Here is a 13,216-nt window from a genome sequence, read left to right as displayed (position 1 = left end):
TTTCCGCAGCGCGCCCACGTCCCGGAGGCCGTACGCCCGGTCGCTGTCCCCGTCCCGGCCCGGAGGCACTACCCCACCCGTACGCGGCCCCGCCCGGGTCCCCGCTCGTCGCGCCCCGGACGGATGGGGAGGCGGGGCGTCGGATAGCCTGGCCGGCGGTTGTCTCTTCACGTCAAGACAAGATTCACCCCGCCGTCGGAGAGATGGCCCGCCCCAGGGGCACGGCCCCTGCCGCCCGCCGTTCCACCGCTGTCTAACGGAGACCGCCATGACCCGCACTCCCGTGAATGTCACCGTCACCGGCGCAGCCGGCCAGATCGGCTACGCGCTGCTCTTCCGTATCGCCTCCGGCCAACTGCTCGGCGCGGACGTGCCGGTCAGCCTGCGTCTCCTGGAGATCCCGCAGGGCCTGAAGGCCGCCGAGGGCACCGCCATGGAGCTCGACGACTGCGCCTTCCCGCTGCTCCGCTCCATCGACATCACCGACGACGCGAACACCGCCTTCTCCGGCGCCAACGTCGCGCTGCTCGTCGGCGCCCGCCCCCGTACCAAGGGCATGGAGCGCGGCGACCTGCTCACCGCCAACGGCGGCATCTTCAAGCCGCAGGGCAAGGCCATCAACGACAACGCCGCGGACGACATCAAGGTCCTCGTCGTCGGCAACCCGGCCAACACCAACGCGCTCATCGCGCAGGCCGCGGCCCCCGACGTACCGGCCGAGCGGTTCACCGCGATGACCCGTCTCGACCACAACCGGGCGATCTCCCAGCTCGCCGCGAAGACCGGCGCCGCCGTCTCCGACATCAAGCGCCTCACCATCTGGGGCAACCACTCCGCGACCCAGTACCCGGACATCTTCCACGCGGAGATCGCGGGCAAGAACGCCGCCGAGACGGTCAACGACGAGCAGTGGCTCGCCGACACCTTCATCCCGACCGTCGCCAAGCGCGGCGCGGCGATCATCGAGGCCCGCGGCGCGTCCTCGGCGGCCTCGGCGGCCAACGCCGCCATCGACCACGTCCACACGTGGATCCACGGCACCCCCGAGGGCGACTGGACGTCCATGGGCATCCCGTCGGACGGTTCGTACGGCGTCCCGGAGGGCCTCATCTCGTCCTTCCCGGTGACTGCGAAGAACGGCACGTACGAGATCGTCCAGGGCCTGGAGATCAACGACTTCTCGCGCGCGCGCATCGACGCGTCGGTGAAGGAGCTCGCCGAGGAGCGCGACGCGGTGCGCGAGCTCGGGCTGCTCTGACCCCGTAACCCCGCTGCTCCGTAACCCCGCGACCCGGGTAACTCCGCGACCGGAGAAGTCCGTTACCGGGGAACGGCCGCGATCCCGGGGCCCAGGCCCCACGCCTCACCCGTACGTACGCGGAAACACGTGGCACGACCCGGCTCCCGGCAGCCGCCAGCAGGCCGCCGGGAGCTCTGTCGTGTCCGGGGCCGCCGGGCCGCTCCGGGCCAACCGCCGCACGGGGAAAGGGCGTTGTTTTGCCGCTCCGGGTTTTCCCGTTCCGGACAACTCACAGCACCGGTTCGCGCACACTGAGTGCATGAACGGATACGGAGAGGGGCTGCCGGCCTACCGGACCATCCGGATGACGCGGCAGGAGGGGCCGATCGCGGCGTTCGCCGACGAGGAGGCGTGGCGGGCGCGCGAGCGCTACCCCAGGATCGTGGCGATGGGGCTGCCGGTCTTCGTCGGCGCCAGGGAGTGCGAGCGGGGCGGCTGGGAGATCTTCGACCGGGGTGGGGACACCCCGCAGTCGGCCCGCGACAGCCTCGGCGCGTACTTCCGGCGGCTGGCCAAGGACGCGGAGGAAGCCGGGCGTACGAAGGACAGTGCCGCGTACGGCGCGGTGGCCAAGAAGCTCGACTGGGTCGCGGTGAACGAGCTGAAGGTGCTCGGGACGCGGTATCGCGTGGTGCGCGTGGAGCAGTTCATCCGGCTCGGGCCGGACGGGCCCGAGCCGCCCAGGCCGTCGGACCCGGACGCGGGCGAGGTCGGGGAGGCGCACCGGCTGCCCAGCCGGACCCAGGGATTCGTCATCGACCCGTACACCGGTACCGGGATCGCGGACGGGCTGCTCAAGTTCGATCTGACGCAGTTCGTGCTGAAGGCGGGGAGCGCGCCGCCCGAGGTGCGCGGGGACTCGCTGCGGGCGGTGGAGACGCACCCGGGCGGGGTGCTGCTGCCGGCGGCGTTCGCGGTCGCCGAGTGCGGCGAGGGCGGGGAGTGGAAGCCGCACTCCGGCGCGGCGCCGAGTCCGCAGGCGGCGCGGGACCGGCTGGCGATCGACTTCCGGGTCCTGATGCCCGTTCAGCGGCGGCTGAGCGAGGCCGAACGCGAGGTGTACGCGAAGGCGGCGGACCGGCTGGACGAGAAGCGCGGGCCGGGGATCGCGGTGCGCGGCGTGCGGTTCCGGGTGGCGCGGGTGGAGCAGTTGGTACGGATCGGGCCGGACGGCCCGGAGGGGCCCCGGCCCTCGGACTTCGACCCGGACCCGCCGATCGAGGCGCACACGAAGCAGTTGCGCGAGGAGGGACTGCTGGACGCCGGCGAGGAGGACGAGGACGAGGCGTACGAACTGCGCGAGGACGCGAGGGAGATGCAGCGGCTGCTGGAGAAGGAGGAGGTGAGACGGGAGGCGTGGAAGGCACGCAAGGAGGCGCAGAAGGCGGCAGCACGCCGGAACGCGGGCGGCACCGGGAGTACTGGCGGCACCGGGAGCACCGGGAATGCGGGAAACGCCGGGAGCACCGGGAAGGACGGCGCGTAGGGCGCGAAGAGGCGGGGACCGGAGCCGGGCGCGGCAGGGCGGGACCGGGGCGCGGCGCGGCGCGGCCGGGCGCGGCGGGCAATCCGTGCCGGACGGAGCCCGGTTGGCCGGCGGACGTGGCCGAAGCCGGACAGCGCCAGGTGTCCATCGAGGGGCAAGTTGCCCCCTATATCACTGAGTTGGTTCCCTGTTTCCCGGTTGTTTCGTCATGAGCATGGTGACAGCGCGCACATTCTGCGGGACCATTCCGGCGTCGGTCATCGCGCGTAGACCCGTGCGGCGGCCACCGCACGCTCTGAGGGACCTCCGTGTCAACGGACACGGAGTGTCAACCTGTACCCCACCGGAGGTTCTGGAAATGCGCCGACGTCTGGCCATGCCGCTCGCGGCTCTCGCTCTCGCTCTCCCCGCCACCCTGATGTCGGCGAGCTCGGCCGCCGCCGCGCCCGCCGACAAGCCGCAGGTCCTGAGCAACTGGACCCAGACGAGCGCCGCGAGCTACAACTCGTGGGTCTCCGCCCGCAACAACCAGGGCTCCTGGTCCGCGTACGGCTTCGACTGGTCGACGGACTACTGCTCGTCCTCGCCGGACAACCCCTTCGGCTTCCCGTTCCAGACCTCCTGCGCGCGCCACGACTTCGGCTACCGCAACTACAAGGCGGCCGGCACCTTCAGCGCCAACAAGTCCCGTCTGGACAGCGCCTTCTACTCCGACCTGAAGCGCGTGTGCGCCAACTACTCGGGCGCCACCAAGGTCTCCTGCGACGGCACGGCGTGGACGTACTACCAGGCCGTCAGCATCTTCGGCCGCTCCGCGCTGGTCGACGGCAACAAGTCGGTCGCCTGACCCGCACCACGGCGCCCTGACGCGCCGCGGTCCCCCCTGCTCGAAGGCCCCTCGCCTCCCCCAGCGAGGGGCCTTCGTGCTGCCCGGCCCCGCGCCCGGCCCCCGTCGGCCACCCTCGACTCCGAGTGACCCCGAACACTTTCGGCCACCGCGTACGCATGCTTTCCCGGTCCGGGGGCAGGGGCACGGATCCCCAGTGCCGCTGGTGCTGGGCTACGGGGACGGAAGGCCAAACGCGACGTGTCGGCACAACAGACCATCTTTGTGGACGGGAAATGGCGGAATGCCGCCTCCGGAGCCACCCGCGAGATCATCGACCCCGCCGACGCCACGCCGTTCGCGGTGGTGTCCGAGGGCGGGGCCGAGGACGTCGACCACGCCGTGGAGGCCGCGCACCGGGCCTTCGACGGCGGCGCGGGCGAGTGGCCCCGGACCGCCGTCGCCGAGCGGGCCGCGCTGCTGCGGCGCGTGGCCGGGCTGTTGCGGCGGGACCGGGAGAGCCTCGGCGCGCTGGAGAGCCGGGACGCGGGCAAGACCGTCGAGGAGGGGCGCGTCGACGTCGACTGCGTCGCCGACGCCTTCGGCTACTTCGCCGACCTCGTCGCCAACGAGAGCGCCGGCCGGGTCGTGGACGCGGGTTCCCCGGACGTGCACAGCGTCGTCGTGCACGAACCGGTCGGCGTCTGCGCCCTCATCACCCCCTGGAACTACCCTCTCCTCCAGGCGAGTTGGAAGATCGCCCCGGCCCTCGCCGCGGGCAACACCTTCGTGGTCAAGCCCAGCGAGATCACCCCGCTCAGCACCGTCGCGCTCCTCGCGCTGCTCACCGAGGCCGGTCTGCCGCCCGGTGTCGCCAACCTGGTCACCGGCCCCGGCGACCCTGTCGGCGCCCGGATGGCCGAACACCCGGACGTGGACCTCGTCTCCTTCACCGGCGGACTCGCCAGCGGTACGCGGGTGATGCGGGCGGCGGCCCCCGGCGTCAAGAAGGTCGCGCTGGAGCTCGGCGGGAAGAACCCGAATGTCGTCTTCGCCGACTCCTGCGCCACCGACGAGGACTTCGACACCGCCGTCGACCAGGCCCTGAACGCCGCGTTCATCCACAGCGGCCAGGTCTGCTCCGCCGGTTCGCGCCTCATCGTCGAGGAGGGCCTGCGCGAGCGCTTCGTCGCCGAACTCGCCCGCCGCGCCGCGCGCATCCGGCTGGGCCGGGGCTCCGGCGAGGGCGTCGAGTGCGGACCGCTCGTATCGGCGGGGCAGTTGGCGAAGACCGAGGAGTACGTCGCGTCCGCGCTCGCCGAGGGCGCCGTCCTGCGCTCCGGCGGCAAGCGGCCACCGCCCGGTGAACTGCGGCCCGCCGCCGGGTACTTCTACGAGCCGACCGTCCTCGACCAGTGCCACCGCGAGATGCGCGTCGTCCGCGAGGAGGTCTTCGGCCCCGTCCTGACCGTCGAGACCTTCCGTACGGAGGACGAGGCCGTCGCGCTCGCCAACGACACCGAGTACGGGCTGGCAGGCGGCGTCTGGACGGCGGACCCCGGCCGGGCCCGGCGGGTGGCCGGACGGCTGCGGCACGGCACCGTCTGGATCAACGACTTCCACCCCTATCTGCCGCAGGCCGAGTGGGGCGGCTTCGGCAAGTCCGGCATCGGACGCGAACTGGGGCCCACCGGTCTCGCCGAGTACCGCGAGGCCAAGCACATCTACCAGAACCTCGCGCCCCGGCCCGTGCGCTGGTTCGCCGGCTGACCGCACGCGCGCGGCACCTCCGAAGCGCCGACGCGCCGAAGCCTCCGACGCACTCCGACGCACTCCAGGGAAGTGGAGCAGACGACACCCATGACCAGACACGACGACGCGCACGAAGACGCCGGCACGCACCACGCGCACGCCGCGCACGACGCCGTCTCCGACCACGGTGAGGACCGTGACCACGACCGCGCTCACGGCGACGACCACGACCGCGCTCACGACGCCGTTTACGACTACGAGTACGACTACGTCGTCGTCGGAGGTGGTACGGCGGGATCGGTGATCGCCTCCCGCCTCACCGAGGACCCGGGCGTCACCGTCGCCGTCATCGAGGGCGGCCCCTCCGACGTCGACCGCCCGGACGTGCTGACCCTCCGGCGCTGGATGGGACTGCTCGGCGGCGAGCTGGACTACGACTACCCCACCACCGAACAGCCGCGCGGCAACTCCCACATCCGGCACAGCCGCGCCCGCGTGCTCGGCGGCTGCTCCTCGCACAACACCCTGATCGCCTTCAAGCCGCTGCCCTCCGACTGGGACGAGTGGGCGGCGGCCGGGGCGGACGGCTGGGACGCGGCCTCCATGGAGCCGTACTTCGGCAGGCTGCGCAACAACATCGTGCCGGTGGACGAACGGGACCGTAACCCGATCGCCCGAGACTTCGTCGACGCGGCGCAGTCGGCGCTCGGCGTCCCGCGCGTCGAGGGTTTCAACCGCAAGCCGTTCCACGAGGGCGCCGGATTCTTCGACCTCGCCTACCACCCGGAGGACAACACGCGTTCGTCCGCGTCGGTGGCGTATCTGCACCCGTTCCTGGACCGCCCCAACCTCCGTCTGTTCCTTGAGACCTGGGCCTTCCGGCTGGAACTGGACGGCACCCGCGCGACCGGCGTACGCGTACGCGCGGCCGACGGTACGGAGTCGTACCTGCGCGCCCGGCGCGAAGTCGTCGTCTGCGCCGGTGCTGTCGACACCCCGCGTCTCCTTCTGCACTCCGGCATCGGACCGCGCGCCGACCTGGAAGCCCTCTCCATACCCGTCAGGCACGACCTGCCGGGCGTCGGCGAGAACCTGCTCGACCACCCCGAGTCGGTCGTCGTCTGGGAGACCGACGGGCCGATCCCCGAGAACTCCGCGATGGACTCCGACGCGGGCCTGTTCGTCCGGCGCGACCCGGAGGGCCGGGGCCCGGACCTGATGTTCCACTTCTACCAGATACCGTTCACCGACAACCCCGAGCGGCTGGGGTACGAACGCCCCCCGCACGGCGTCTCCATGACGCCCAACATCCCCAAGCCCCGCAGCCGTGGCCGGCTGTACCTCACCAGCGCCGACCCGGACGTCAAACCGGCCCTGGACTTCCGGTACTTCACCGACGAGGACGACCACGACGGCCGTACCCTCGTGGACGGCATCCGGCTCGCCCGGCGCGTCGCCGCCACCGAGCCGCTCGCCAACTGGCTGATCCGCGAGGTCTGTCCGGGACCGGAACTCACCTCCGACGAGGAGCTGAGTGAGTACGCCCGCCGCTGCGCCCACACCGTCTACCACCCGGCCGGCACCTGCCGGATGGGCGCCGTGGAAGACCAACAGGCCGTCGTGGCACCCGATCTGACGATCCGTGGGCTGAGCGGTATCCGCATCGCCGACGCGTCCGTCTTCCCCACCATCCCGGCCGTGAACCCGATGATCGGTGTCCTGATGGTCGGCGAGAAGTGCGCCGACCTGCTCACCGCCACGGCCACGGCCACGGCCGCGACCACCGCCACGTCCGGCGCCACTGCGACCGCCGTGTCCGCGTCGGCACCCGCGTCAGCACCCGCGTCGGCATCCGCCTCCACGTCCACATCGGCATCCGCAGGGACGTCCTCCTCCACCACCGCACCACCGACCCAGACAACCGACCCCACCACCGCACCGGGAGGTGATGCGTGATGACCGCCACCGAACCGGTCTTCTCCGTACGCGATCTGTGGAAGGTCTTCGGACCCAAGGCCGACCGCGTACCGGGGAACCAGGAGTACGCGGCCCTGTCCGCCGAGGAGTTGAGGGCCCGCACCGGCTGCACCGCCGCCGTCCGCGACGTCTCCTTCGACGTGCGCAAGGGCGAGGTCTTCGTTGTCATGGGCCTGTCCGGCTCGGGCAAGTCGACCCTCGTACGCTGCCTCACCCGGCTCATCGAGCCGACCGCCGGACACGTCTCCATGGACGGTGAGGACGTCCTCGCCATGGACAAGACCCGGCTGCGCGAACTGCGCCGCCACCGCGCCGCCATGGTCTTCCAGAACTTCGGACTGCTCCCGCACCGCTCGGTGCTCGACAACGTCGCCTACGGCCTGGAGATCCAGGGCATGCCCCGCGCCGAACGCCGGCTCAAGGCCGCCGAGGTCGCCGCGCTCGTCGGTCTGGGGGGCCTGGAGGACCGCCGCCCCGGCCAGCTGTCCGGCGGCCAGCAGCAGCGCGTCGGTCTCGCCCGCGCACTCGCCGTGGACCCTCAAGTCCTGCTGTTCGACGAGCCGTTCAGCGCGCTCGACCCGCTGATCCGCCGCGACATGCAGGAGGAGGTCATCAGGCTCCACCGCGAGGAGGGCCGCACGATGGTCTTCATCACCCACGACCTGAACGAGGCACTGCGCCTCGGCGACCGCATCGCCCTGATGCGCGACGGCGGGATCGTGCAGCTCGGCACCCCCGAGGAGATCGTCGCCAACCCGGCCGACGACTACGTACGCGACTTCGTCCGGGACGTCCCGCGCGAGCAGGTCATCTCCGTACGCCGCGCCATGCGCCCCGCGCACGCCGGGGAGGACGTGGCGGGCGTCGCGCTCCCGCCGGACACCCTCGTCTCCGGCGCCATCGAGGCCGTCGCGCGCAGCGGCGCGCCCTGCCGGGTCGTGGAGAACGGCCGCACGCTCGGACTCGTCGGTTACCCGGAGCTGCTCGCCGTCGTCGCCGGGCTGGACGGCGAAGCGGAACCGAAGGAGGAGGTGGCGGCGGTATGAGCGCCGCTCCCCACCCCGTGATCGAGAAGCCCGGCCCGGCCCCGCGCGACCCCGGCCGCCCGGACGACGCCCGCACGGGCGGCACCGCCCCCGGCACCGCCCCCGGCCTCCTGGCCCGGATCGCCGGGAACCCCCGCGCGACCCTCGTCCTCGCCGCCGTCCTCGTCGCGATCGTCGGCGCCGTCGTCACCCGGGACGGCAGCTGGCCCGGCGGCCTGACCGTCGACGTCCGGTCACCGCTGGACGACCTCAACCGCTGGCTCGTCGACAACCGCACCACCCACCCCCTCTTCCTCTACTTTCTCCTCCACATCAGCAACACCGCCGAAAGCGCGGTCGACGGCGTGCTGAGCGCGCTGGAGGGCCTCGGCTTCATCGGCGTCACCCTCGCCGCCGTCCTCGTCGCCTGGTACGCGGGCGGCGCCGGAGCGCGCCGCCGGGCCCTGCGCACCGCCGCCACCGCCCTCGCCACCTTCGCCGTCATCGGACTGCTCGGCATGTGGGAACCGGCGATGGAGACCCTGGCGCTGATGGTCGTCGTCGTCATCGTCTCGGCAGTGGTCGGCGTCCTGCTCGGGCTCGCGGCGGGACTGTCCGACCGCTGCCAGCGTGTCCTGCGGCCGGTCTTCGACACCATGCAGGTGCTGCCCGCGTTCTCGTACCTGCTGCCGTTCGTGCTGCTCTTCGACATCGGCACGCCGTCCGTCTTCGTCGCGACCGTGATCTACGCGGCCCCGCCGATGGCCCGCCTGACCGCGCTCGGGCTGCGCGGCGCGGACGCCGCCGCGCTGGAGGCGTCCGCCTCCCTCGGCGCCAGTTCCTGGCAGCGGCTCACTACGGCGCGGCTGCCGCTCGCCCGCAAACAGATGCTCCTCGGCCTCAACCAGACGATCATGATGTCCCTCTCGATGGTCGTGCTCGCCTCGATGATCGGCGCGGGCGGACTCGGCGACGAGATCTTCACGGCCCTGTCCACCGTCGACGTCGGCCTCGCGCTGCCCGCCGGAATCGCCGTCGTCCTGCTGGCGATCTGGCTGGACCGTACGACGGCCGCCGCCGGCGAGCAGCTCGAAGACCCCGCCGCCGCGACCCGGGGCACCTGGTGGGTGCTGTGGGGAGGCATCGTCGCGGCCGTCGCCGGGGGCGCGGTACTCGGAGCCGTACTCGGCCGCAAGGAGTGGCCGGAGGCATGGACCGTCTCCATCAGCGCGCCGGTCAACACGGCCGTCGACTGGATCGAACGCGAACTCGGCTCCGGCGTACCGGTGTTGGGCGGCACTCTCACCTGGTCGGAAGGGTTCGCGAACTGGGTGATCAACCCGGTGCGCGACGCGCTCCTCGCCACCCCCTGGTGGGCGCTGCTGCTCCTGGGCGCGGCGCTCGCGCTGCGGGCCGGCGGGCGGGCCGTCGTCACCGTGGTGCTGTCACTGGCCGCCATCGGCGCGATGGGGCTCTGGGACCGCTCGCTCGACACGCTCTCCCAGGTCCTCGCCGCGCTCGTGGTCACCCTGCTGCTGGGCTTCGCCGTCGGCATCCTCGCGGCGCGCGTCACCCGCGTCGAGCGGGCGATCAGGCCGGTGCTCGACATCATGCAGACGATGCCGCAGTTCATCTATCTGATCCCGGTGATCGCCCTGTTCAGCGGGGGTCGTACGGCGGCCGTCGCCGCCGCCGTGGTCTACGCGCTGCCCGCCGTCGTCCGCATCACCACCCAGGGAATCCGGGAGATCGACCCGTCGGCCCTGGAGGCGGCACGCTCACTCGGCGCCGGTACGGGACAGCAACTGCGCCAGGTGCAGCTCCCGTTGGCCCGGCCCGCCCTGCAACTCGCCGTCAACCAAGGCGTGGTGCTGGTCCTGGCCATCGTCGTCATCGGCGGCATGATCGGCGGCGGCGCGCTCGGCGTCGACGTGGTACGGGGCCTGGCCAAGGGCGATCTGGGACTGGGCATGACGGCCGGCCTCGCGATCGTGTGCCTGGGGCTGCTGCTGGACCGGATCTCGCAGCCGAGCACGGCGGCGAAGGAACGCGCCCTGCTGTGACGGCGGTCGACCCGCGCCGTACGCGCCCGACCACCCCATCCCTGTCCCTGTTCCACGCCCACTCCCGCCTATCCCACCGACATCACGGCTGACCCACACGACCGACGCCCCCACCTGACACCGCGACAGAGAGAAGAACGACGACGTGACCCGAGCGACCCGAGACACCCACGTGAACCACAGCCAGCGGATGCGCACCACCCTCGTCGCCGGAGCCGCCGGGCTCGGCCTGCTCGCGCTCAGCGCCTGCGCCGCCGACATCGGGTCCGGGTCCGCGGCGGCCTCCGACGAGGTCACCCTGACCGTCCCCTCCTGGGTCGGCGCCCGCGCCAACGCCGAGGTCGCCAAGGTGATCATGGAGCGGGAGCTGGACGTGAAGGTCGAGCTCCAGCAGCTGGACGAGCCGGTCGCCTTCGACGCGCTCAACAACGGCAAGGCCGACGCGATCATGGAGGACTGGGGCGGCTCCCCGAAGAAGGAGAAGCTCTACGTCGAGGACAAGAAGACCGTCGTCAAGGGCGGCGACCTCGGCGTCGTCGGCCACATCGGCTGGTTCGTCCCGAAGTACTACGCGGACGCCAACCCCGAGGCCATGGACGCGAAGAACCTCAACGCCTTTGCCAAGGACTTCCGTTCGGCGAACAGCGGTGACCAGGGCGAGTTCCTGGGCGCGGCGCCCTCGTACGTGACGTACGACGAGCACCTGATCAAGAACTTCAAGCTGAACTTCAAGATCAAGGAGACGGGCAACGAGGCCGCCCAGATCAAGGAGATCCAGCAGAAGTACCGCGACAAGGAGCCATTCATCACCTACTGGTGGGACCCGCAGTGGCTCAACGCGGACATCGAACTGGTCGAGGTGAAGCTGCCCGCGTACGAGGAGGGCTGCAACGTCCCCGACACGGCGACGGACTGCGCGTACGCCAACACCCCGCTCCAGAAGTACCTCAACGCGGACTTCGCGGAGAACGGCGGTGACGCCGCCGAGTTCATCAAGAACTTCAAGTGGAGCACCGAGGACCAGAACACCGTGGCGAAGGCGATCGCCAAGGACAAGATGAGCGGTCCGGAGGCGGCGGAGAAGTGGGTCGAGGAGAACAAGTCGACCTGGGAGGCATGGCTCCCGAAGAAGTAACCCCTCGGTCCCGTACCGACGTTCGGCCCGGCACCGAGCCCGGTCCGGCACCGGGTCCGGACCTGGCCCGCCACCGACGTACGGCCCGGCAACGGTCCGGTCCAAGCCGGACCCGGCCCGCCACCGACGTACGGCCCCGGACTCCCCGACCCCCCGGCCCCCGACACCCGGACCCGGCCCGGAGCACCGCCGCTCCGGGCCGGGTCCGGGTGTCCGGGGCCCTACCTCAGAAGTGGCTCAACTCCCTTGAGGCGCGGTGTCCTTGGCGGCCAGTATCCGACGATGAAGACATTCGCGAAGAAGCCGCCGGAGTTCGCCGTTCTCGTCGTACGCGACGCCGACGAGGTCGCCCGCGCCGTCGACCGCGCGCTGGCCATCGCCGGTCCCGACGAACGGCCCAGCCTGGAGCGTGCCGCCGCCCTGCTCGCCGCCGCCCATGAGGCCACCGACCTCGAAGCGCCCGCGAGCTGGGCCTCGCTGCCGGTCGGCACCGCCTGACAGCGACGGCACGAACCGGAACAACGGCCCTGTACAGCAGGGGAGTTACGCCGACTCCCGCAGCACCAGCGTCGGCGTGAAGATCATTGACGGCGGCGGACTGCCCGGCGCCGCGATCTGCTTCAGCAGCAGCCTGGCCATCTCCGAGGACATCTCCTCGACCGGCTGGCGTACCGTCGTCAGCGCCGGATCGCAGGTCAGCGCCGCGTTGCTGTCGTCGAAGCCCACCACGGCCACATCGTCGGGCACCTGTCTGCCCGCCCGCAGCAGCACCGGCAGCGCGCCCAGCGCCATCAGGTCGGAGGCGATGAACACCCCGTCCAGATCCGGGCGTTCGGCCAGCAGACGCCGCATCGCCGCCGCGCCGCCGGTATGCGTGAAGTCGCCCTCCGCGACCGTCACGTCCTCGATCCCGTGCGCGGCCATCGCCGTCCGGAACCCTTCGAGCCGTACCTGCCCCGCCGGCATGTCCTGCGGACCGGCGACCGTACCGATCCGGCGCCGCCCCAGCCCGGCCAGATGCGCCGCGGCCAGCCGCGCCCCCGCCACCTGGTCCGCCTCGACGTAGGTGAGCGGCAGCGGGTGACCGGGCCGGGCCGCCAGCACGGCGGGCAGCCGGATCTCGTGGACCAGCCGGGGCAGCGGATCACCCGCGTGGGACGAGATCAGCACGATGCCGTCGACATGACCCTGCCGCAGATACGACAGCAACTGGTCACGGGAGGTGGCATCGTCCGCCAGCATCAGCACCATCTGCACCCCGGCGGGCCGCAGTACGTCGAGCAGTCCGCCCACGACCCGGCCGAAGTACGGGTCGGAGAACATCCGCCCCACGAACGGCTCGGCCACCGACCGCCGTTCCTGCTCCGACACCACCAGCGCGATCGAGTCGGTACGGCGGGTCACCAGGGAGCGCGCGGCGCGGTTCGGCACGTAGTGCGTGGTCGCGATGGCCTCCTCGACGATCGTGCGCAGCGCCGGGTCCACCGTCGGCGCCCCGTTGATCACCCGCGACACCGTCGCACGTGAGACGCCTGCCACGGCGGCCACGTCCTCCAGGGTCGGGCGCGCGGGCGGGGAGATGTCGGCAGTCATGCAGCCTTTATACCGGTTGGTACTCGGCGGCCGGCGTGGGTCCCCCGGGCAGCGCCGGC

At 71.8% G+C, this 13,216-nt stretch carries 9 protein-coding genes and 1 pseudogene; 9 read left to right on the top strand and 1 reads right to left on the bottom strand.

Annotated elements, in window-relative coordinates; translation table 11 throughout:
* Positions 1 to 268: 268 nt before the first annotated feature.
* The 9 genes and pseudogenes from OG875_RS10915 to OG875_RS10875 all read left to right on the top strand — a co-directional run bounded on the left by OG875_RS10915 (position 269) and on the right by OG875_RS10875 (position 12,062).
* Positions 269 to 1,258 carry a malate dehydrogenase gene (locus OG875_RS10915; protein ID WP_330174033.1) on the top strand — a complete coding sequence of 330 codons (990 nt, stop codon included), beginning with the start codon at positions 269 to 271 and terminating at the stop codon, positions 1,256 to 1,258.
* A 301-nt stretch (positions 1,259 to 1,559) separates the two neighbouring features.
* Positions 1,560 to 2,786 (top strand): DUF5954 family protein, encoded by a 1,227-nt coding sequence (locus tag OG875_RS10910; protein ID WP_330174032.1) that lies wholly within the window; start codon positions 1,560 to 1,562, stop codon positions 2,784 to 2,786.
* Positions 2,787 to 3,144: 358 nt separating this feature from the next.
* Entirely contained in the window at positions 3,145 to 3,633 is a 489-nt protein-coding gene (locus tag OG875_RS10905) for a phospholipase (RefSeq protein ID WP_330174031.1), read from the top strand.
* Between the two features lie 240 nt (positions 3,634 to 3,873).
* On the top strand, positions 3,874 to 5,382 hold the full coding sequence (locus OG875_RS10900) for an aldehyde dehydrogenase family protein (RefSeq protein ID WP_330174030.1): 1,509 nt from the start codon (positions 3,874 to 3,876) through the stop codon (positions 5,380 to 5,382).
* Positions 5,383 to 5,472: 90 nt separating this feature from the next.
* Positions 5,473 to 7,128: pseudogene (locus tag OG875_RS10895) on the top strand (GMC family oxidoreductase); the annotation flags it as partial.
* Positions 7,129 to 7,319: 191 nt separating this feature from the next.
* Positions 7,320 to 8,387, top strand: coding sequence for a quaternary amine ABC transporter ATP-binding protein (locus tag OG875_RS10890; protein WP_330174028.1), 1,068 nt, complete (start codon positions 7,320 to 7,322; stop codon positions 8,385 to 8,387).
* Entirely contained in the window at positions 8,384 to 10,429 is a 2,046-nt protein-coding gene (locus OG875_RS10885; protein ID WP_330174027.1) for an ABC transporter permease subunit, read from the top strand. Before OG875_RS10890 ends, OG875_RS10885 begins: the two co-directional genes overlap by 4 nt.
* Positions 10,430 to 10,619: 190 nt before the next feature.
* Positions 10,620 to 11,564, top strand: a complete 945-nt coding sequence (locus OG875_RS10880; RefSeq protein WP_330177697.1) for a glycine betaine ABC transporter substrate-binding protein — start codon at positions 10,620 to 10,622, stop codon at positions 11,562 to 11,564.
* A gap of 282 nt (positions 11,565 to 11,846) precedes the next feature.
* On the top strand, positions 11,847 to 12,062 hold the full coding sequence (locus OG875_RS10875; RefSeq protein WP_330174026.1) for a hypothetical protein: 216 nt from the start codon (positions 11,847 to 11,849) through the stop codon (positions 12,060 to 12,062).
* 45 nt (positions 12,063 to 12,107) lie between these two features.
* On the opposite strand, the gene OG875_RS10870 is transcribed toward OG875_RS10875, so the two are convergent.
* Complete coding sequence (locus OG875_RS10870) at positions 12,108 to 13,157, bottom strand: LacI family DNA-binding transcriptional regulator (RefSeq protein ID WP_330174025.1); 1,050 nt, start codon at positions 13,155 to 13,157, stop codon at positions 12,108 to 12,110.
* Positions 13,158 to 13,216: the final 59 nt, after the last annotated feature.

It is taken from the genome of Streptomyces sp. NBC_01498 (assembly GCF_036327775.1).
In the GTDB taxonomy this organism is placed as follows: Bacteria; Actinomycetota; Actinomycetes; order Streptomycetales; family Streptomycetaceae; genus Streptomyces.
The sequence above is the reverse complement of the archived record's forward strand: the minus strand, read 5'-3'. Positions and strand labels throughout refer to the sequence as shown.